This window comes from Variovorax sp. PBS-H4 (assembly GCF_901827205.1).
GTDB lineage: Bacteria > Pseudomonadota > Gammaproteobacteria > Burkholderiales > Burkholderiaceae_C > Variovorax.
Genome location: NZ_LR594675.1, coordinates 4,139,407 through 4,158,097, shown reverse-complemented (window position 1 = coordinate 4,158,097; position 18,691 = coordinate 4,139,407). Strand labels below are relative to the sequence as shown.

The 18,691-nt window shown below is 68.0% G+C and carries 18 protein-coding genes; 10 read left to right on the top strand and 8 right to left on the bottom strand.

Annotation, left to right across the window (positions count from 1 at the left end; translation table 11 throughout):
- The first annotated feature begins 28 nt into the window (after nucleotides 1-28).
- On the top strand, nucleotides 29-1,099 hold the full coding sequence (locus E5CHR_RS19710) for an amidohydrolase family protein (protein ID WP_162581407.1): 1,071 nt from the start codon (nucleotides 29-31) through the stop codon (nucleotides 1,097-1,099).
- Nucleotides 1,100-1,124: 25 nt separating this feature from the next.
- A complete protein-coding gene (locus E5CHR_RS19705; RefSeq protein ID WP_162581406.1) occupies nucleotides 1,125-1,937 on the top strand; it encodes an SDR family NAD(P)-dependent oxidoreductase in 813 nt (270 codons plus the stop codon).
- A 125-nt stretch (nucleotides 1,938-2,062) separates the two neighbouring features.
- Here the strand turns inward: E5CHR_RS19705 and E5CHR_RS19700 are convergent, their stop codons facing one another.
- Genes E5CHR_RS19700 through E5CHR_RS19690 form a run of 3 tightly spaced genes read right to left on the bottom strand, consistent with a single transcriptional unit; the run spans nucleotide 2,063 to nucleotide 5,475 of the window.
- On the bottom strand, nucleotides 2,063-3,694 hold the full coding sequence (locus tag E5CHR_RS19700) for an AMP-binding protein (RefSeq protein WP_162581405.1): 1,632 nt from the start codon (nucleotides 3,692-3,694) through the stop codon (nucleotides 2,063-2,065).
- A gap of 7 nt (nucleotides 3,695-3,701) precedes the next feature.
- On the bottom strand, nucleotides 3,702-4,445 hold the full coding sequence (locus E5CHR_RS19695) for an SDR family oxidoreductase (RefSeq protein WP_162581404.1): 744 nt from the start codon (nucleotides 4,443-4,445) through the stop codon (nucleotides 3,702-3,704).
- Nucleotides 4,446-4,455: 10 nt separating this feature from the next.
- Nucleotides 4,456-5,475 (bottom strand): cyclase family protein, encoded by a 1,020-nt coding sequence (locus tag E5CHR_RS19690; RefSeq protein WP_162581403.1) that lies wholly within the window; start codon nucleotides 5,473-5,475, stop codon nucleotides 4,456-4,458.
- Between the two features lie 135 nt (nucleotides 5,476-5,610).
- Between E5CHR_RS19690 and E5CHR_RS19685 the strand changes: the two genes are divergently transcribed.
- From E5CHR_RS19685 to E5CHR_RS19665, 5 genes are all read left to right on the top strand, one after another.
- On the top strand, nucleotides 5,611-6,417 hold the full coding sequence (locus tag E5CHR_RS19685) for an SDR family NAD(P)-dependent oxidoreductase (RefSeq protein WP_162581402.1): 807 nt from the start codon (nucleotides 5,611-5,613) through the stop codon (nucleotides 6,415-6,417).
- 98 nt (nucleotides 6,418-6,515) lie between these two features.
- Nucleotides 6,516-7,478, top strand: coding sequence for a tripartite tricarboxylate transporter substrate binding protein (locus E5CHR_RS19680; RefSeq protein WP_162581401.1), 963 nt, complete (start codon nucleotides 6,516-6,518; stop codon nucleotides 7,476-7,478).
- Between the two features lie 85 nt (nucleotides 7,479-7,563).
- The gene (locus E5CHR_RS19675; protein WP_162581400.1) at nucleotides 7,564-8,319 is read left to right on the top strand and encodes an SDR family NAD(P)-dependent oxidoreductase; all 756 of its coding nucleotides are present in this window, start codon (nucleotides 7,564-7,566) and stop codon (nucleotides 8,317-8,319) included.
- A gap of 9 nt (nucleotides 8,320-8,328) precedes the next feature.
- A complete protein-coding gene (locus E5CHR_RS19670) occupies nucleotides 8,329-8,910 on the top strand; it encodes a nuclear transport factor 2 family protein (protein WP_162581399.1) in 582 nt (193 codons plus the stop codon).
- 10 nt (nucleotides 8,911-8,920) lie between these two features.
- Complete coding sequence (locus tag E5CHR_RS19665) at nucleotides 8,921-9,727, top strand: SDR family NAD(P)-dependent oxidoreductase (protein ID WP_162581398.1); 807 nt, start codon at nucleotides 8,921-8,923, stop codon at nucleotides 9,725-9,727.
- 9 nt (nucleotides 9,728-9,736) lie between these two features.
- On the opposite strand, the gene E5CHR_RS19660 is transcribed toward E5CHR_RS19665, so the two are convergent.
- From E5CHR_RS19660 to E5CHR_RS19645, 4 genes are read right to left on the bottom strand one after another with little or no spacing between them, the layout of a single operon-like run.
- Nucleotides 9,737-11,443: an FAD-dependent oxidoreductase gene (locus E5CHR_RS19660; protein WP_162581397.1), complete on the bottom strand. Its 1,707-nt coding sequence runs from the start codon at nucleotides 11,441-11,443 to the stop codon at nucleotides 9,737-9,739.
- Nucleotides 11,440-13,011 carry an acyl CoA:acetate/3-ketoacid CoA transferase gene (locus E5CHR_RS19655; RefSeq protein ID WP_162581396.1) on the bottom strand — a complete coding sequence of 524 codons (1,572 nt, stop codon included), beginning with the start codon at nucleotides 13,009-13,011 and terminating at the stop codon, nucleotides 11,440-11,442. Before E5CHR_RS19655 ends, E5CHR_RS19660 begins: the two co-directional genes overlap by 4 nt.
- Before the next feature lie 7 nt (nucleotides 13,012-13,018).
- A complete protein-coding gene (locus E5CHR_RS19650; protein WP_162581395.1) occupies nucleotides 13,019-14,179 on the bottom strand; it encodes an acyl-CoA dehydrogenase family protein in 1,161 nt (386 codons plus the stop codon).
- On the bottom strand, nucleotides 14,176-14,979 hold the full coding sequence (locus E5CHR_RS19645) for a shikimate dehydrogenase family protein (RefSeq protein WP_162581394.1): 804 nt from the start codon (nucleotides 14,977-14,979) through the stop codon (nucleotides 14,176-14,178). The genes E5CHR_RS19650 and E5CHR_RS19645 overlap by 4 nt, the downstream gene beginning before the upstream one ends.
- 108 nt (nucleotides 14,980-15,087) lie before the next feature.
- Here E5CHR_RS19645 and E5CHR_RS19640 point away from each other — a divergent pair, with 108 nt between their 5' ends.
- The 3 genes from E5CHR_RS19640 to E5CHR_RS19630 are packed head-to-tail and all read left to right on the top strand — an operon-like array spanning nucleotide 15,088 to nucleotide 17,769.
- Nucleotides 15,088-16,131 carry a Gfo/Idh/MocA family protein gene (locus E5CHR_RS19640; protein ID WP_162581393.1) on the top strand — a complete coding sequence of 348 codons (1,044 nt, stop codon included), beginning with the start codon at nucleotides 15,088-15,090 and terminating at the stop codon, nucleotides 16,129-16,131.
- A 13-nt stretch (nucleotides 16,132-16,144) separates the two neighbouring features.
- On the top strand, nucleotides 16,145-16,951 hold the full coding sequence (locus E5CHR_RS19635) for an IclR family transcriptional regulator (RefSeq protein WP_162581392.1): 807 nt from the start codon (nucleotides 16,145-16,147) through the stop codon (nucleotides 16,949-16,951).
- Nucleotides 16,948-17,769, top strand: a complete 822-nt coding sequence (locus E5CHR_RS19630; RefSeq protein ID WP_162581391.1) for a sugar phosphate isomerase/epimerase family protein — start codon at nucleotides 16,948-16,950, stop codon at nucleotides 17,767-17,769. Before E5CHR_RS19635 ends, E5CHR_RS19630 begins: the two co-directional genes overlap by 4 nt.
- Nucleotides 17,770-17,845: 76 nt before the next feature.
- Here the strand turns inward: E5CHR_RS19630 and E5CHR_RS19625 are convergent, their stop codons facing one another.
- Complete coding sequence (locus E5CHR_RS19625; RefSeq protein ID WP_162581390.1) at nucleotides 17,846-18,631, bottom strand: YoaK family protein; 786 nt, start codon at nucleotides 18,629-18,631, stop codon at nucleotides 17,846-17,848.
- Nucleotides 18,632-18,691 lie beyond the last annotated feature (60 nt).

The following is an 18,691-nucleotide window of genomic DNA, read 5'->3' as shown; positions in this document are numbered from 1 at the left end:
ACGGGCAAACAGCATGGAGACATCCCGCATGACGCCGCGCGAAGCCGCGATAAAACGCGGCGCCCCGCCGCACCACTGGGTCGACGACGCGTGGCTCGCGCTGCGCACCGAGGACGTGCTGGATGCGCAGCGTCCCATCGTCGATCCGCATCACCACATCTGGGACCGGCCGCACAGCACGTACCAGCTGCCGGAGCTGCTCGCCGACCTGAACACCGGGCACGCTGTGCGTGGCACGGTGTTCGTCGAATGCTCGTCGATGTACCGGGCGGAGGGCGACCCGCGCTTCGCTTCGGTCGGCGAAGTCGAATACATCAACGGCGTGGGCGCCGCGAGCGCCAGCGGCCGCTACGGCGCCGTGCGCGCCTGCGCGGGCATCGTCGGCAAGGTGGACCTGACCATGGGCGCGTTCGCGCGCGAAGTGCTTCAGGCCTGCAAGGACCGCGCGCCAGAGCGGTTCAAGGGGATCCGCCACATGGTGGCCTGGGACGCGAGTCCCGAGGTCAGCTCGCTGCTCAAGCCGCCGCCGCCGGGCCTGATGCCGGACCCCGCCTTCCGCCAGGGCTTTGCGCAGCTCGCGCCGCTGGGCCTGAGCTTCGACGCCTGGTGCTACCACCCGCAGCTGCCGCAACTCATCGACCTGGTGGATGCGTTTCCGGACACGCGCGTGATCGTGAACCACCTCGGCGGCCGCGCTGCGCTGGGCCCCTATGCCGGGCGCAAGGACGACGTGTTCCGCGAGTGGAAGGGGACGATCGACGCGCTGGCAAAGCGGCCCAACACCTTCATCAAGCTGGGCGGTATCGGCATGCGGCTTGGCGGCTTCGACTTTCACGAGCGCGATCTGCCGCCGACGTCCGCCGAGCTGGCCGAGGCCTGGGGCCCTTACGTGCAGGCGTGCATCGACGCTTTCGGGCCCGCGCGCGCGATGTTCGAGAGCAACTTCCCCGTCGACAAGGGCTGCTGCAGCTACCGCGTGCTGTGGAATGCATTCAAGCGCATGGCGCAAGGCTGCTCCGAAGCGGAGAAGGCGGACCTGTTCGCCGGCACTGCCATCCGCGCCTACGGGCTGCCCGAAGCGCTTGGCCGGGCCGGCTGACGCCGCCCTCACAGGAAGGAGAGCCATGAGCGAAGAACCAGACACCGCGCCGGTGCCGGACTATCGAAAGATGCTGTCCCTGGAGGGCAAGGTGTTCATCGTGCTCGGCGCTGGTCAGGGCATCGGCCGGCAATCGGCGCATGCGCTTGCGCAAGCCGGCGCCAAGGTCGTCTGCGTCGGGCGCCGCGCCGAGCCGACCGAAGCGGTCGCGCGGCAGGTCGGCGGCCACGCCTTCACCGGCAGCGCCACCCGCCGCGAAGACGTGCTGCGCTTGCGCGACGAGACGCTGGAGCGTTTCGCCCGCATCGATGGCCTCGTCGACATCCTGGGGCAGCCGCTGCACCGCGCGCTGACGGAAACGACCGACGAAGACTGGGACTGGCAGTTCGAGGTCGGCGTGCGGCATGTGTTTCTCGCCGCGCAGATCATCGGGCCCGCCATCGCGCGCAGCGGCGGCGGCAGCATGGTGTTCGTGAGCTCCACGTCCGGCCAGGCCATCAGCCACCAGCGCGCGGCGTACGCGGCGAGCAAGGCGGCGTTGGAGCAGTTGGTACGCGCGGCGGCCGTGGAGTTCGGCCCCATGCGCGTGCGCGTGAACGCCGTGGCACCCGGCCTGGTGCTGACGCCGCGCGTGAAGACCACGATGAAACCCGAAGCGCTTGCCTGGGCGGCTGCGCACTATCCGCTTGGCGAACTCGGCACGCCGCCGGACATCGCCTCGGTGATCCTGTTCCTCTCCTGCGGCCTGAGCGCGCACGTGAACGGCCAGACCTTGCTCGCCGAGGGCGGCTCGCTCAGCCGCTCGCCGGTGTATGACATGCATTCGATCGGGCGCTGACGGGACCATTCGCGGCAGGGCGTGCACCAGGGTGCGGACGACCACCCGGCGCGGTTCGCGTTGTACGGGCCGGTGGCGCAATCCGCCGCAGGCCTGAGACGACGCAGACGGGCCGTCGCGCCTCCTCAGCGTTTCAGCACGATGCCCGCTTGTTCGCGGTCCCAGACCGAGCCGAGCGCCGCTTCCATGTCCTGCTTCAGCTTGAACTTTTCAATCTTCTGGTTGGTGGTGGTCGGCAGCTCCGGCAGCACCTGGATGTAGCGCGGCACCATGAAGTAGGACATGTTGGCTGCACAGTGCGCCACCAGGTCGGCCTCGCTGAGGCGCTGGCCGTCGCGCACGACGACGGCGGCGCCCACTTCCTCGTCCTTCTCTGCGGTGGCTACCGGGAACACCGCGACGTTGGCGACGGCGGGGTGGCCCATGATCACCCGCTCCACCTCGAAGGCAGAGATGTTCTCCCCGCGGCGGCGGATGCAGTCCTTCTTGCGGTCGACGAACCAGAAGTAGCCGTCCTTGTCGCGGCGCGCGCGGTCGCCCGTGTGGAACCACTGGTTGCGGTGGGCGGCCACCGTGGCTTCCGGCATCTTGTAGTAGCCGGTGGCGGCGCGCCAGGGTTCGTGCGAGCGGATGACGAGTTCGCCGATCTCGTCCGGCGCGCACTCGAAGTCGTCCTCGTCGACGATCCGCAGTTCGAAACCACGCCGCGCCTTGCCCATCGAGCCCAGCTTCTCGGCCGGTGCGCCGGGCACGAACGCCGACACCGTGCCGAAGTCGGACAGGCCGTAGTTGCTCATCGCCTTCAGGCCGAAGCGCTTCTCGAACTCCGCCGTGAAGTAGGGCGCCGGCGACATGCTGGCCAGGCGCAGGTCGTTGTCGGCGTCGCCGGGCTGCGGCGGCTGCGACCAGAGAAAGGTCGACATGGCGCCGAGGAAGTTGGTGATGGTGGCGTGCGAGTCGCGGATCTCCGCCATGAAGCGGGAGGCCGAAAAGCGTTGCGACAGCACCATCGAGCCGCCCACCACCAGCATGGACGCCATCGAGGCGAGCAGGGCGTTGTTGTGGAACAGGGGCAGGCACACGTAGAAGATGTCGCTCTCGCGGTACCCCTGGGCTTCCGCGGCGCTGGTGCCGTAGGTGAGTGCCGCCGCGTGCGGCAGCATGCAGGCCTTCGACGGCCCGGTGGTGCCGGAGGTGAAGGCGAACATCAGCAGGTCGGAGCACTTCACGGGCACGTTCAGCGCTTCGCTGCCCGCGCGCTGCGTCGCCTCCAGCAGGTCGGCGGCGGGGACACCGAGCCCGGCAAGCACCTGGGCGGCCACCGCCTTGCGGTCGGTGCCGAGCACGAACACCTGCTTGATTCGAGGCAGCTGCGGCAGCACCTCGGCAAGCCGCGGCAGCAGTTCTTCGTCGACGACGATCATCTCCGCGTCGGCATGGCCGAAGTAGTAGTGCAGAAGCTCGCCCCGCGCCGCGGTGTTGACCGGCACCGAGACCGCGCCGAGCTTGCCGATCGCGAAGAACACAGCCACGTGCTCGGCCGAATTGGCAAGGAACAGCCCGATGTGCGTGCCCTTGGCCGCGCCTGCTGCGGAGAGCGCGTGCGCCACCCGGGTGGACCACTGGTCCATCTGAGCGTAGGTCCAGGTGCGGCCTGTCCAGTATTCGGTAAGGAACAGCTTGTCAGGGCGTTGTTTCGCCTGACGGTCCAGCACATAGGGAATGGTGAGGTCGCGGAGATCGAAGACGTCGTCCATGGAAGTCTCAGGGCATGAAGGTGCCGCCGTTGACGTCGAACACCGCGCCCGTGATGAACGAGGCGGCGTCCGAAGCGAGGTAGGCAACGGCGGAGGCGACTTCCTCCGGCTCGCCGTAGCGGCCGAGGGGGATGGCTTTGGTGAAGGCGGCGATGACCTCGGGTGAGGAGCCCGCCGTCATCGCGCTCTTGACGGGTCCGGGAGCAATGCAATTCGCCGTGATGTCGTCGGGCGCCGCCTCCAGGGCGAGCGTGCGCGTGAAGCCGATCAGCCCCGCCTTGGTGGCGGCGTAGTGCGCGCTCGCGACGGGGGAAGCGGTTCGGCCGCCGCGCGACGAGATGTTGACGATGCGGCCCCAGCGCTGCGCGCGCATCAGCGGCAGCGCGAAGCGGGTGAACAGGAAGGCGGCCGTCAGGTTGACTGCGAGCACCTCGTTCCATTGCACGGTCTCGATCTGCTCGATGGCGAACTTGCCGCCCGCCCGCTTGGGGTGCATTCCGGCGTTGTTCACCAGGATGTCGCAGCGCCCGTGCTTGCGCTCGAGCGACTGCATCGCGTCCGCAACCTGCGCTTCGTGAGCGACGTCGGCCACGAGAGCCTCGGCATTGCTGCCGAGGCGCGCCGCGACGACGCTGACTTCCGGCGAGCGATCGAGCAGGACCGTGCGGTGCCCAAGCCTTGCAAATTCTGTGGCCACGGCCAGGCCGATGCCGCCGGCGGCGCCGGTGACGAGCGCGACTCGTTGCGTCATCTGCTGCACCTCAGACCGTGCCGACGGGCGACGGCGGTGAGCCGACCAGGCCGGGCAGCCGCAGCGGCGGCGCGGTCAACAGGAAGCGGCTGCGGTTGCGCGCGCGCAGCCACGGCCCGATGGCGCCGAAGTACCACATCTCTCCCAGAAAGATGCCCAGCTTGAAGAGGCAGTGTTCATGCAGCGGCATCATCGAGTGCTTCGGGCCATCTCCCGCATCCTTGGCGCCCTGCACCACCTCGACGCCGAGGTTGTCGGCGCAGATGGCGGCGAGGCCGCTGTCGGTGATCCACTGCAGCAGGCGCTTGTCATTGCCATCGAGCACTGCGCACGATGCCTTGAGGCGGTCGAAGTCCGGATTCTTGTTCATCGCCAGCACCATGTCGGCCCAGCCGGTGTACAGGCAGAGGAAGTCGCCGGTCTCGACGCTCGTCTTCTGGTGGTCGAGCTGGCGCATCAGGCCGTCGTAGCCGACGCGAACACCTTGTTCGCCGTACGTGCCCGCGAAGTCGAGCATGACGCCGCGGCCCTGCGTCCCGTGCTCGGCGAGGGTCTCGATGCCCAGCTTGCGCGCGAAGGGGCCGCCCTCCTGATCGGCGTTGAGCACGTGCTCGCCCGCACGCCAGCCGTTGTAGTAGACGGGCTCCGCGATGCCGTCGCCGTCGGCGTCGAACTCCTGGCCCCAGTGCGACAGCGCGTCCCATTGCGACGAGTACTGCGTGGAGATCGTCACCGCGTCGTCCGACGTGATGTCGAACAGCGAGTGGTTCTGGCAGGAGAAGCAGAAGTTGTAGCTGTACTCGCCGGTGCTGCGCCGCGACGCCTCGATGCGCGGCGCGCGCCGCATCGGGACCAGGTCGCGGCCACCGGGGTAGTCCAGGGGCAGGCTCAGGCAGAAGGCGATGCCTTCGGTAACTTCACGCACTGCCGCCAGCCGCCGCGCGGGCGTCACCAGGTTCATCCGCCCGACCTGGTCGTCGGGGCCGAAATCGCCCCAGTTGGAGCCCTCGGGCCGCTGCTTCCACCGCATCTTCACATCTCCTGCAACTGCGGAAAGTGTAGACGATCTGGTACCATTGGTCCATCCATTGAAATAAGCAAACCTTTAACGCATGGTGCGCAGTTGACGGCCGGCCTGCCGGCGAGTTTTGGAAACGGAGAGCAAGTGACTGACACGAAGCACTGGCTGGGCATTGAAGGGGAGACCTGCGTCGTCACCGGCGCCGCGGGCGGCATCGGCTCGGCCACGGCGCGCGGCCTTGCGCAGGCCGGTGCCCGCGTGGCGCTGCTGGATCGCGACATCGCGGGCTGCGAGAAACTCGCGGCCGAACTTGCGGCGTCGGGCGCAACGGCTCTCGCGGTCGAGTGCGACGTCGCGAGCGAGGAAAGCGTGCGGGCGGCAGCGCGCCGCGTCGAGGCGGAGCTTGGCGCGGTCTATGCGCTCGTGAACAACGCCGGAGCCTTGAAGGCGGCACCGCTGTCGGAGGTGAGCCTCGAGGATTGGAACCGAGTGCTTGCGGTGAACTTGACGGGCTACCTGCTGTGTGCCCGCGCCTTCTCCACGGGGATGTTCGATGCGGCCCGCGGCAGCATCGTGCATGTCGCCTCGATCGCCGGCCTGTTTCCGCAGACGAACAGCGGCGCCTACAGTGCAAGCAAGGCCGGAGTCGTGCTCATGGCGCGCCAGCTGGCCGTCGAATGGGGCTCGAGAGGCGTGCGGAGCAATTCGATCTGTCCGGGCCTGATCAAGACGCCGCTGTCCGCCGCCTTCTATGCCGTGCCCGGCGTCGAGCAGAAGCGGGCCGAAGTCACGGCGAGCCGGCGGGTCGGCTTGCCCGAGGACATCGCCAATGCAGCGATGTTCCTCGCGAGTCCGCGCTCCTCGTACGTCAACGCTGCCGAGATCGTGGTCGACGGCGGACTGAAATCGATGTTGATGGACATGGTGCCGCGCCCCGGCTTCAACTCGTAGTCAGGCGAGCCGGCGCGCGGAGTCGCGATTGACGAAGCCAGTCCCGGTAGGTTCCAATCGGGTAATGGACAGTCCATTAACTTTATAAGAGACACAACGTGAAACGCCGAAACCTCCTCCTGCTCGCTGCACTCGCCTGTACGGCTGGCGCCGCCCTGGCCGCCTATCCCGACAAGCCGATCACGTTGATCGTCCCCTACGCTCCCGGCGGCATGGGCTCGAACTTCGGCAACATCGTCAGCGAGGCGCTGTCGCCCACGCTCGGACAGCGGATCGTGGTCGACTACAAGCCCGGGGCCAACGGCGCCATCGGCGCGACGTACGTCGCCAAGGCGCCGCCGGACGGCTACACCCTGCTGATGGCCGTCAACAGCACGATGACGGTCAATCCGAGCCTGTATGCCACCTTGCCCTTTGATCCTCTGAAGGACTTCGCGCCGGTGTCGATGATCTTCACGAACGCCAATGTGCTGGTGGTCAATTCCAACAGCCCGGTGCGTTCGGTGCAGGACCTCGTCGCCCTCGCCAAGGCCAAGCCGGGCCGCGTCAACTACGGCTCGGCCGGCAATGGTTCGACGCCGCACCTGTCGGGCGAGATGTTCCGGCAGTTGACGGGCGCCCCGGTGGTTCACATTCCGTACAAGGGGGCCGCTCCGGCGATCACCGACCTGCTCGCGGGGCAGCTCGATTTCGTGATGGTGGACACCTCCGTGCTTCCCCACGTCAAGTCGGGGCGCCTGCGTGCATTGGCCGTCACGGGCGCGCGCCGCCTGGGCGCAGCGCCGGAACTGCCGACGATGCAGGAGGCCGGCGTGCCGGGCTTCCTCGTCGACACCTGGTACAGCCTTGCCGCTCCGGCCGGCACGCCCGACGACGTGATCCAGAAGCTGAATGCGGCCGTCGCGAAGGCGCTGGCCGACCCGGCCGTGCGCACGCGCATGCAGTCGATCGGCGTCGATCCGGCCGATGACACGAGCGCCGCATACCTGCGCAAGGTCATGGTGAGCGACACGGCGCGTTGGCGGAAGTTCATCAAGGGCACCAACATCCGCCTCGACTGAGCGCCCGCGGCACTTGGCCACCGCGGGCCCCGACCCCATCCTCAGCGACACGTTTGCCGGGCACTCCGGGCCCATTGGAGACATGATGACTATTCAAAGAAGCGCGGTCGTGACCGGGGGTGCCAGCGGCATCGGCCTGGCCATCGCGAAATCGTTCATCGCGCAGGGCTGGCGCGTGTTGCTGGTGGACGTGAGCGCGTCGGTCACGCAGATCGCAGAAGACCTGTCCACGTCGGCACTGCAAGTCCACGGGCATCGTGCAGACCTGTCCGCCGAGGCGGAGGTGCTCGGCACTGCCGCTGCGGCGAAGCGGCTGCTCGGCGGCTGCGACGTGCTGGTGAACTGCGCGGGAGTGTCCATGAAGCGCGATGGCCAACCGATTCCACCCCTGGAGGTCACCACGGCCGACTGGCAGCGCGTGCTGTTCGTCAACCTCACCACGCCGTTCCTGCTGTGCCGCGAGCTCATCCCGGGCATGAAGGAGAAAGGCTGGGGCCGCGTGATCAACATCACCTCGCGCGCCGGCCGCACCTACGTGCAGCCTGCCGGTGTCGACTATGCCGCTTCGAAAGCGGGCCTCGTCGGCCTCACGCGGCACCTCGGCGGCACGTTCGCGCCGTTCGGCGTCACCGTCAACTGCATTGCCCCCGGCCGCGTCGAAACGCCGCTGTCGAGCCAGTCGAGCCCGGAGGTCATCGCCAATGCGGTGAAAGGGATTCCGGTCGGCCGGCTGGGGACGACCGAAGAAATCGCCGCCGCCGCGCAGTACCTCGCAAGCGACGCGGCTTCCTACATCACCGGCTTCTGCCTCGACGTGAACGGCGGAGCCTTTATCGGCTGAGGACGCACCATGATCACCCAGGACGACTTTTCCCCGCAGCGAATCGCCGACCGCATGCAGATCCAGCACGTGATGGCCCAGTGGTGCCGTTCCGTGGATCGGCTGGACTTCGACGGCATGCGTGCCGTGTTCCACCCGGACGCGCTGGACATCCATGGCGCCTACAACGGCGACGTCGACGGCCTGGTCGACTGGATACGAGAGCGGCACAGCAACATCCCGTTCTCGATGCACGCAGTGAGCAACATGCTGATCGAGTTCGCCTCGGCCGACCTGGCCCTGGTCGAAACCTACGTGCGCACGACGCAGCGCTATCCCGCCGAGGCGCGGGAAAAGCTCGACCAGCTGGCCGGCGGCAAGGCCGGCGCGGGCGATGGCGGCATGGACCTGATGACGTGTTCGCGCTATGTCGACCGCTTCGAACGCCGCAACGGCGAGTGGCGCATCGCCCACCGCACGCTGGTGGCCGACTGGAAGCAGTTCGTTCCAGTGCCTACCGAAATGCCGAAGCCGCCCGCAAGCTGGGAGACCGGCAAGCGCAACCAGGACGACTTCGTTTTCCGCGAACGACGCGCCCTGGGCATCGCCTGAGTCACACGCCATGAAACTACGAGGACAGGTCGCGATCGTCACCGGCGCCGCGCGCGGCATCGGGCGCGCCTATGCGCACCGGCTCGCGCAACTCGGCGCCGACGTGGTGATTGCCGACCTCAACCTCGCATCCGCGAAGGAGTTCGACGAGGAGCTCACCGCGGCCACCGTCATGGACGAGATCCGCGCCATGGGTCGCCGCAGTATCGGCGTGCAGGGCGATCTCACGCAGCGCGCCGCCGCGAAGGAGCTCGTGGCCCGCACGCTCGATGAGTTCGGCCGCATCGACATCCTGGTGAACAACGCCGGGGGCGCGTTCTCGCCGGTGGAGCGCAGCACGGCGGCCCTGATGCCCGACGAGGACATTGCCGCCATGCACGACGTGAATTACATGACCACGCTGCATTGCTGCCAGGAGGCCGCGCCTTCGATGCGCGAGCGCAAGTTTGGCGTGATGGTCAACGTCGGCACCATGGTGGCGCTGGATGCGTCGAAGGCAGGAGGCCGGCTGGCCGGTTATGCGATCGCAAAGGCGGCCGTCATCCAGTACACGCGCCTGCTCGCCACCGAGCTCGGGCCTGACGGCATTCGCGTGAACTGCCTGTCGCCCGGCGGCATGCTCACGGCGCGCATCCGCAAGCAGTCGGAGGGGCGCGGCATGCATACTGAAAAGGAAGCGCGCCGCATTCCGCTGCGGCGCTTCGGCACGGAGGAAGACTGCGCCAACGTGCTCGAGTTCCTGGTGACGCCGCTTTCCGGCTACGTCACGGGGCAGTGCATTTCCGTGTGCGGCGGCGCGGTCCTCACGCCGTCCTGAGGCCGTGGATCAGGGCTGCGCACGGCCGGCCGCATGCATGGCGGCGCGCCAGCCGAACACCATGGCCGGGCCGATCGTCGCGCCCGGCGCCGGATAGCTGCCGCGCATGATCGATGCCATGTCCCCACCGCACGCATAGAGGCCCTCGATCGGCGAGCCGTCCTCGCGCAGCACGCGCGCGTGCTCGTCGGTGGCCAACCCCGCATCGGCTGCCGCATCGGCCGGCCAGAGCTGCATCGCGCAGAATGGCGCCCGTGCGATCGGCCCGATGCACGGGTTCGGCTTGTGCTCGGGATCGCCGTTGAAACGGCTGACCTCCGTGCTGCCCTTGCCGAAGTCGGCGTCGGTGCCGGCCCGCGCGAATTCGTTGTTGCGGGCGATGGTCGCGGCGAGCCCTTTCGCGTCGATTCCCGTCTTGCGTGCGAGTTCCTCGATCGTGTCCGCGCAGACCATGTAGCCGGATTCCACGTGCGCCTTGAAGTTGGTGGTGCCTGGATACACGAGCCCGAGCCCGTACTTGCGCACGAACTCGGCGTCGCAGATGGCCCAGCACGGAACCGCCGGCGTCGTCGCGTGGCGGCGCGCCATGTCCTCGCTGAAGTAGTGGTAGGAGTTGCCTTCGTTGGTGAACCGCAGCCCCATCGAATCGACCGCGATGAAGCCCGGCTTGGCACGGTCGAGGAAGATGTGCGGGAAGAGGCCGGTCGGCCCGTTGCGGTCGCGCGTAATCGATACCGGCTGGTACAACACGCCTGCCTTGCCTGGGGACGCGGTCATGGCGGCGCCCGACTGGCGCGCAGCGGCGACGCCGCCGCCCGTGTTCGCCTCGAAGGCCAGCGACGGCCACTTGTCCTGGCCGGGCCGCATGAACTGCCGGCGCAATTCGGGATGGTGGCCGATGCCGCCGGTTGACAGGATCACGCCGCGGCGTGCGCCGATGTCCGCCATGCTGCCGTCTTCGCGCTTCACCCGCACGCCGCGCACGCGGCCGTCCTGCAGCAGCAATTCCTGCAGCGGCGCGCCGAAGGCAATCTTCACCCGGTTGTCGCGCAAGCTCGCGTAGAGCCCCGCGACCAGTGCGTTGCCCATGACCAGCCGCGTGCCACGCGAATGGATGAGGCGGTCGGACGCATGGCGCAGCATCAGGCTCACCGTGTGCCGGAAGCTGGTCCAGGACTTGTAGCGGCCTACGAGGTGCCCGATGTCCAGCTTTCCGACCATCATGCCGCCGAGCACCATGAACTCCTTCATCGGGGCGCGCACGCGTTCGAAATCCTTGCCGAGCAGCCTGCCGTCGTACGGTACCGAAGCCATCGCGCGGCCTGCGGCCTTCGACCCGGCGATGTCGATGTAGTCCGGGTGCGGGCCCGCGGCAGTGAACTTGACCTGCGAGCGCTTCATGATTTCGTCGATGATCGCCGGCCCGTTCCTGAAATAGGCCTCGCGCAGTTGCCGGCCCTCGCCTGAAGGCACAAGGCCGTCGAGATACCGCATGGCCTCTTCGACGTTGTCCTGGTAGCCAGCCTCGCGGCTCGGCGTGTTGCCGGGGATCCAGATGGTTCCCGCCGAGGTTGCCGTCGTGCCGCCGACCTGCTGCGTCGCTTCGCACAGCACCACGTCGAGGCCTTGCAGGGCGCCGGCAAGCGCGGCGGTCATGCCCGCGGCGCCGGCGCCGATCACGACGAGATCGGCCTCGTTCGGCAGGGGAGCGTTCATGGTGCTGCGAGCCGGCCGAAGCGCTCGTCGCGTTCGTTGAAGTGGGAGGCGGCCATCGTGTCTATCGTTGCGGCGAGCCGCGGCTTGAATTCCATCTGGTCCAGCACGTCGCGCTGCAGGTCGATGCCGGGTGCGATCTCGAACAGTTCGACGCCGTCCGAGGTCAGCCGGAAGCTGGCGCGTTCGGTGAGGTACAGCACCTCCTGCCCGCGCGCAGCACCCTGCGATCCGCTGAAGGTCACCTGCTCGACCTGCCGGACGAGCTTGCGGACGGCGCCTTGCTGCGCGATGCGCATGCGGCCGTCGCCGGTGGCGAGCTTGACGCCCTTGGCGGCGAAGGTGCCGCAGAAGACCACCTTGCGTGCGTTCTGCGCAATATCGATGAAGCCGCCAGGGCCGACCGCCAGTCCGCCGAGCCGCGACACGTTGACGTTGCCTTCGGCGTCGAATTCGCCGAAGCCGAGGAAGGCGATGTCGAGTCCGCCGCCGCCGTAGAAGTCGAACTGCGTCGGCGCGTCGAGGATCGCCGAAGGGTTGCGCGCATAGCCGAACAACTCGCCCATCAACAGGGAGCCGCCGTAGGTGCCGTGCTCGATGGTCTGGTAGATGCGATCGAGTTCGCCGCGCTGCACGACCAGGCGCGAGACGGCATCGGGCACGCCGACACCGTAATTGACGACCGCGCCTTCGAACAGCTCGCAGGCGGCACGCCGCGCGATCGCCTGGCGTTCGTTGAACGGCTCGTTGTCGGCCGGTTCTGCGGCGAAGCGCTCGGCGCCGGTGATCTCGCCGGACAACCGGGGATCGAAGGGAATGGCGTAGCTCGACTTCTGCTGCGGGTCCACGACGATGGCGTCGACCCAGGCTGCCGGGATCCGCACTTCGCGCGCCTTGAGCGAGCCACGCGGCACGCGCTCCTTCACCTGCACGACGACCTTGCCCTTGCAGGCGCGGGCGGCCAGCGCGAGGGCCTGCGCGTCCAGGTTGGCCGCCTCGTGCTCGAAGCTGATGTTGCCGTCATCGTCGGCCGCCGATGCACGGATGAACGCAACGTCCACGCTGTACGGCTTGTAGCGCAGGTACTCGGTCCCGGCGATGGTGACCACCTCCGCGAGGTCTTCGTCGGCGCTGGCATTCATGCGCCCGCCGCCCCTGCGCGGGTCGACCACCGTTCCCAGGCCGACGTGGGTGAACAGCCCGGGGCGTCCCGCGCCGATCTCGCGCAGCAACTGCGACGACACGCCGCCGGGCAGGATGTAGGCGGCGATCTTCTCGTCGGCCACCAGCTGCTGCATGCGTGGCGACCAGACCCAGTGGCCGCCGATCACCTTGCGCACGAGGCCTTCGTAGGCAAAGCAGTTCATGCCCAGCGTCTTCTTGTCGCCGATGCCCAGCGCGTGGACCACGGTCAGGCGGCACGGCTGCCGCGTCGCGAGAAACCGGCGCTCGACAGCCTGGAACAGGCACGTCGCCTCCATGAGCCCGCCGCCCCCACCCATGAGAACGACCGTGTCGTCGTCGGCAACCAGCCTAGCCGCGGCATCGGCATCGATGAACTTGTCTTTCATCGCTCTCTTACCGGTGCAGCTGGAACAGGGACGCGCCGAGCTTGCGCGCGCTGCGCGCGATCACGGTGCGGTGGATCTCCGACGTTCCGTCGAAGATGCGGTAGATGCGCGCATCGCGGTAGTAGCGCTCGATCGGCAGCTCCTTGCAGAATCCCATGCCGCCGAACACCTGCACGCCGCGATCCACCACGCGGCCCAGCGTCTCCGCCGCGTGCACCTTGACCATCGAGATCCAATCGCGCGCATCCATGCCGTTGTCGATCATCCAGGCGGCGCGGTGCACCATCAGCCGCGCGGCGTTCACCTCGATCACGCTGTCCGCGATCATCTGCTGGATCATCTGGAAGTCGCCGATCGGCTGGCCGAACTGGCGCCGCTCCGCGGCGAACCGGTTCATCAGGTCCAGCACGTGCGCTGCCTTGCCCACGGCACGTGCGCCCACCTGGGCCAGGCGCACCCGCCCCAGGTTCTGCATCGCCATGCGAAAACCCTGGCCCCGTTCGCCGAGCAGGGCAAGGCGTTCGAGCGGCACATCGTCGAAGAACAGTTCGACATGCGGCGTGCCGCGGATGCCCATCATGGCCTGGTCCTTGCCGATGCGGAAGCCCGGCAGATCCTTGTCGACGATGAACAGCGAGATCTCCTTGTCGCCCGTGCGGGCAGAGACGAGAAAGAAATCGGACCAGAGCCCATCGCTGATGAAATGCTTGCCGCCGTTGAGGACCCAGCCGCCGGCAGTTTCGCGCGCCGTCGTGCGGATGCCCTGCGCGTCCGAGCCGGCGCCGGGTTCGGTGATGGCGATCGCGCAGGTGCGCTCGCCGGACACCGCCGGCTTCAGCCAGCGCTCCACCTGCTCGCCCTTGCAGGCCAAGAGCGCCTCGTACACGTTGCCGAAGGCGCGGCGGATCAGGATGTCGGTGGTGTGGCCGAACTCTTCTTCGCACAGCATGCAGTCGACGGCGGACAGGCCGGCCCCGCCCAGCGCTTCAGGCATGTTGAGCGCATAAAGGCCCAGTTCCTTCGATTGCGCGTGCACCCGTCGTGCGACCTCGTCGGGCAGGACGCCCGTCGATTCGATCTGCTCCTCCAGCGGATGCAGGACCTCGTCGATGAAGCGGCGCACGGTATCGAGCAGCAGGCGCTGGTCGTCGCTGAGGGCGAAATTCATGATGAGGTCTTCTCGAGGTAGAAGGCCGCGATGCGCTCGCCCACCGCGCGGAACATGTCCAGGCCCGTCATGGTGGCGCAACCCCTGGCCCGGGCGGCGGCGAGAAGCGGCGTGATTTCCGGCGAGGTGATGACGTCGCCGATGAACATGCCGGCTTCGATGCGCGAACCGTCGATGGGGGAGGGGTCGCCGTCCTTCATGCCGGCGGGCGACGCATTGATCACGAGGTCGAAGCCGCGCGGGTCGTCCGAGCCAAGCGAAGGCGCGACGCTGCCGTAGCGCGCGATCTTCTCCAACAGCGCGTCGCGCCGGCCTGCGTCGAGGTCGTGCAGCGCCAGCGCGCTCACGCCTGCATCCACGAGCGAGTGCGCGATCGCGCTGCCCGCGCCGCCGGCGCCGACCAGCAGCGCGCGCCTGCCACGCGGGTCGAAGCGATGGCGCGCCAGCCCCGCCACGTAGGCATCGCCGTCGCACATGTCGCCGAACCATCCGCCACCGGGCCTGCGGCGCGCCACGTTGGCGGCCACTATCGATCGTGCGCGCGGCGTCAGTTCGGCGCAGCGCGCGGCGAGGGCGAACTTGTGCGGCACAGTGGCGATCACGCCGTCGACGTTCGGCATGCGTTCGACGGCGCCAAGAAAGCTGCCGAAATCTGCCGGCTTGACGTGCGCCGGCACGACGACCGTGTCGGCACCCCGTTCGCGCAACAGCCGCGTGACGGCTGCGGGCGACTTGACCTGGGCGATCGGGTCGCCGGCGATGAAGATGACGCGCGTGGCGCCGGTGTAGGAGTCGAGCATCTGGATGGCGTCGGGGCAGCGGCCTGAACCTGAAAAAGATCCCTGTTGGAATGGTCCGACCATAGCATATAGTCGCCATACTGGAAATCATTTCTACAATTGCCGTCCATGACCATTGTCCCCTCCCGCATGCCCGTTGCCGTCGTCGGCGCGGGCGCCATCGGCCGCATGCACGTCGAGCGCATGCTGAGCCATCCGGACGTTTGCGTCGCCGGCGTCGCGGACCCAACGCCGGCCGCGCGGGAGTTCTGCGAGGCGCGCAGCCTGCCGTATTTCGACGATCACCGCGCCTTGCTCGACCAGCCGGGCGTGAAGGCGGCAATCGTCGCGACACCGAACGCTACGCACGCCGACGTCGGGATCGATTGCATCGAGCGCGGGCTGACGGTGCTCATGGAGAAGCCGGTGGCCGACACGGCGCAAGAGGGCCGCCGCCTGTGCGAGGCCGCCTGGCAGGCCAGGGTGCCGCTCATGGTGGGGCACCAGCGGCGCCACAACCCCATCATCCGGCGGGCCAGGCAGTTGCTCAGGCAGGGCGCGGTCGGCAGGGCGGTGAGCGTGACGGCGCTGGCGACATGGCTCAAGCCGGACAGCTACTTCGACGCCGTGTGGCGCAGGCAGGCGGGCGCGGGCCCGGTCCTGATCAACCTGATCCACGACATCGACCTGCTGCGCCACCTGGTCGGCGAGGTGGAGAGCGTGCAGGCGATTGCGTCCAGCGCGGTGCGCGGCTTCGAGGTGGAAGACACCGCCGCCGTCATCCTGCGCTTCGCGAACGGCGCGCTCGGCACGATGGCCGTGAGCGACGCAGCGGTCGCGCCGTGGAACTGGGACCTGGCCGCCGGCGAAGCGGACCATTACGCGCAGGTCGACGTCGACACGCATTTCATCAGCGGCACGGAAGGTTCGCTCACGCTGCCCCGACTGAACCTCTGGAAGCATTCCGGCAAGCGGGGCTGGCACGAGCCGCTCGCCGTCGAGCGCGAGATGCTCCATCGCCAAGATCCGTACATCGAGCAGCTGCGGCACCTGCGCGCCGTCGCCGAAGGCCGTGAACAGCCCGTCTGTTCCGGCGAGGACGGGTTGCGCACGCTCCTGGCCGCGCTGGCCATCGGGCGGGCTGCGCGCGAAGGCCAGCCGGTCACCATCTGAGAGGAGGCCCGCCATGTCCGGTGTCATGCAGCGCACCCTCGCAATCCTCGACTGCCTCGCGGACAACGTCGGCGGGATGCAGATCGGCGCGCTCGCCGATCGCATCGGCATCCCGATTTCGGCAGCGCATCGCCTGCTTGCCGAACTGGCGGAGCATGGCTGGGTGCGGCAGTCGCGTGAACGCGGCGAATACGTGCTGACGACCCGGCTCGTCTCGCTGGGGCTGACCTATCTCAAGAACTCGGGGATCATCGATCTTTGCCAGCCGGTGCTCGACACGCTGGCGGAAGCCAGCGGCGAGCTCGTGCGGCTGGGCGTCGTGGACGTCGATCACTTGACGTGGGTTGCCAAGTCGCAGGGGGCGCGCAGCGGCCTGCGCTACGACCCGGACATGGGAGTCGACGCGCAGCTCTCGTGCACGGCCACCGGTTTCGCGTGGTTGTCGACGCTGCCGGAGTCCGACGCCATTGCCCTGGTGAGCGCGCAGGGCCTTCCCGCGCCGGGGCGGTTCGGCCCCAGGGCGCCGACGTCGATGAACGCCGTGATGAAAGCCGTGCGGCAGGCGCGCAAGCAGGGGTTTGCCATCGCGGTCGAGACGTACACGGTCGGCCTGGCGGCGATCTCCGCCCCGATCATCGGCGCCCACGGAGGCGCCGTCGGCGTGCTTGCGATCTCGGGACCATCGGCGCGCCTGACGCAGGAGAAGATGCTGACGCTGGTGGCGCCCTTGCTGGCGGCCACGGCGGACCTCGCGGCGGCGAGCAGCGCGTCGCCCTTGTTCGACCGCGCGTTCAACTCACGCGAACTGGAGACCGCATGACAACGGCGAACCCCTGGAACCTGGGCCAACTCGTGGCGCTGCCTTATGCACCCCCGCAGATCGTCGGGCTCGCGGCGGCTGTCGGCTGCGCGGGCGTCGGCATCCGGTTGCTGCCTACGACGGCGGGTGGCTTGTACTACCCGCTGGTGGAGGACGCCGCAATGCTGCGCGAAACGCTCGCGGCACTGGCCGATACCGGGGTCGGCATCTTCGACCTGGAAGTGCTGCGCATCAACGAGCACTTCGACGTGGCCGCCTACGCCGGATTTCTCGAAGTCGGCGAGCAGCTCGGCGCGAAGCACATCCTCGTTGCGGGGGACGACCCGAACGCGTCGCGCATGACGGCGTCTTTCGCGGCGCTGTGCGAAGCGGCGGCCCGGCACAAGCTCACGTGCGACGTGGAGTTCATGCCATGGACGGACGTGCCCGACGTGGCAGCGGCCGTGCGCATCGTGCGTGGCGCCGCCCAGCCGAACGGCGGGGTGCTGGTGGACGCGCTGCACTTCGCGCGTTGCGGCAGCTCGCTCGAGGAAATCCGCGCGCTCGATCCGCGCTGGGTCCACTACGCCCAGATCTGCGACGGCCCGGTCCCGGGCCCCGACACGACCGAAGGCCTGATCCACGCGGCGCGCTGCGAGCGGATGCTTCCGGGCGAAGGGGACCTGCCGCTGCGCGCGCTGTTCGATGCCTTGCCGCGGGGCACGCCCGTCAGCATCGAGGTGCCGAGCGAATCGCGCGCCCCCGCCATGGGCTACGAAAACTGGGCGCGGCTGGCGGTGGCGGAGACGAATAAAGTCCTGGGCGCTCCGTTCCCCTAGGAATGGTCTGCAAAAAAGGCCCGAGAAAGCTGCCGAACATCCAGAAGGAGCAGTTGCAGTTTCTCGGGGGCCGCCGTCACGCCTTCCTTCCCGACCGTCTGGACCTGCGGCTCCAGCGGCGTGCCAGGGTGGCCAGGTCATCGAATGCCGGGACGATCGCAAGCACAAGCAACAACAGCGCGAGAGGAACAGTCGAGACGTACCCGACATGCTTGAATCCGACCGCGCCCATCACCCCGCCCAGGAAGAAAAAGACAACGAGAAGCGTGAGAACGCGAAGGCGGTCGCGGTTGGCGAGCACGCGAAGATGCGACGGCGGGCCAGAGGCATTCCGATAGAACAGTTTCCCGAGCTCGATCCCGATGTCGGTCACGATGCCGGTCAAGTGCGTCGTTCTGATCTCGGCGTGCGACAGCTTGGTGATCACGGCGTTCTGCAGCCCCATGATGAAGCAGAGCAGCATCACTGTCACGGGCACAAAGAAGCCCTGCATGCTGGACAACCTGGCCCCCAGCGCTCCAAAGCAGATCAGGAGGGTGGCTTCCACCAGCAGCGGCAAAGCGTATTCGCTGTGCATGCGGCGCCTGCGCGCATAGTTGACCAGTACTGCGGAAGTTGCCGCTCCTGCCACGAACGACACCAGTCCGCCCGCCCCGCCCAGCACGATGTCGTAGGTGCCCAGCACAAGATTGTCTGCCATGGACGAGACGATGCCTGTCATGTGCGAGGTGTACTGATGGACGGCCAGGAACCCGCCGGCGTTGATCGCGCCGGCCACGAATGCCAACGCAAACCCGAGGTGGCGGTTTGCGATCGGGGTTCTTTTTCGACCGGTAAGTCGTCTGGCGTAGTCGATGGGCATGGGCTGCTGCTGGCCGGATCCTACCGCCTTCAGTCGCTCAGGCGCGCGTAGCACGTGCGA

Bases quoted from the DNA above. Each gene is read 5' to 3' on its own strand.
- E5CHR_RS19655 (WP_162581396.1), bottom strand. From the start codon at position 13,011: ATGAAAGACAAGTTCATCGATGCCGATGCCGCGGCTAGGCTGGTTGCC.
- E5CHR_RS19630 (WP_162581391.1), top strand. From the start codon at position 16,948: ATGACAACGGCGAACCCCTGGAACCTGGGCCAACTCGTGGCGCTGCCT.
- E5CHR_RS19700 (WP_162581405.1), bottom strand. From the start codon at position 3,694: ATGGACGACGTCTTCGATCTCCGCGACCTCACCATTCCCTATGTGCTG.
- E5CHR_RS19650 (WP_162581395.1), bottom strand. From the start codon at position 14,179: ATGAATTTCGCCCTCAGCGACGACCAGCGCCTGCTGCTCGATACCGTG.
- E5CHR_RS19635 (WP_162581392.1), top strand. From the start codon at position 16,145: ATGTCCGGTGTCATGCAGCGCACCCTCGCAATCCTCGACTGCCTCGCG.
- E5CHR_RS19690 (WP_162581403.1), bottom strand. From the start codon at position 5,475: ATGCGGTGGAAGCAGCGGCCCGAGGGCTCCAACTGGGGCGATTTCGGC.
- E5CHR_RS19710 (WP_162581407.1), top strand. From the start codon at position 29: ATGACGCCGCGCGAAGCCGCGATAAAACGCGGCGCCCCGCCGCACCAC.
- E5CHR_RS19665 (WP_162581398.1), top strand. From the start codon at position 8,921: ATGAAACTACGAGGACAGGTCGCGATCGTCACCGGCGCCGCGCGCGGC.
- E5CHR_RS19625 (WP_162581390.1), bottom strand. From the start codon at position 18,631: ATGCCCATCGACTACGCCAGACGACTTACCGGTCGAAAAAGAACCCCG.
- E5CHR_RS19640 (WP_162581393.1), top strand. From the start codon at position 15,088: ATGACCATTGTCCCCTCCCGCATGCCCGTTGCCGTCGTCGGCGCGGGC.
- E5CHR_RS19660 (WP_162581397.1), bottom strand. From the start codon at position 11,443: ATGAACGCTCCCCTGCCGAACGAGGCCGATCTCGTCGTGATCGGCGCC.
- E5CHR_RS19670 (WP_162581399.1), top strand. From the start codon at position 8,329: ATGATCACCCAGGACGACTTTTCCCCGCAGCGAATCGCCGACCGCATG.
- E5CHR_RS19675 (WP_162581400.1), top strand. From the start codon at position 7,564: ATGACTATTCAAAGAAGCGCGGTCGTGACCGGGGGTGCCAGCGGCATC.
- E5CHR_RS19645 (WP_162581394.1), bottom strand. From the start codon at position 14,979: ATGCTCGACTCCTACACCGGCGCCACGCGCGTCATCTTCATCGCCGGC.
- E5CHR_RS19695 (WP_162581404.1), bottom strand. From the start codon at position 4,445: ATGACGCAACGAGTCGCGCTCGTCACCGGCGCCGCCGGCGGCATCGGC.
- E5CHR_RS19705 (WP_162581406.1), top strand. From the start codon at position 1,125: ATGAGCGAAGAACCAGACACCGCGCCGGTGCCGGACTATCGAAAGATG.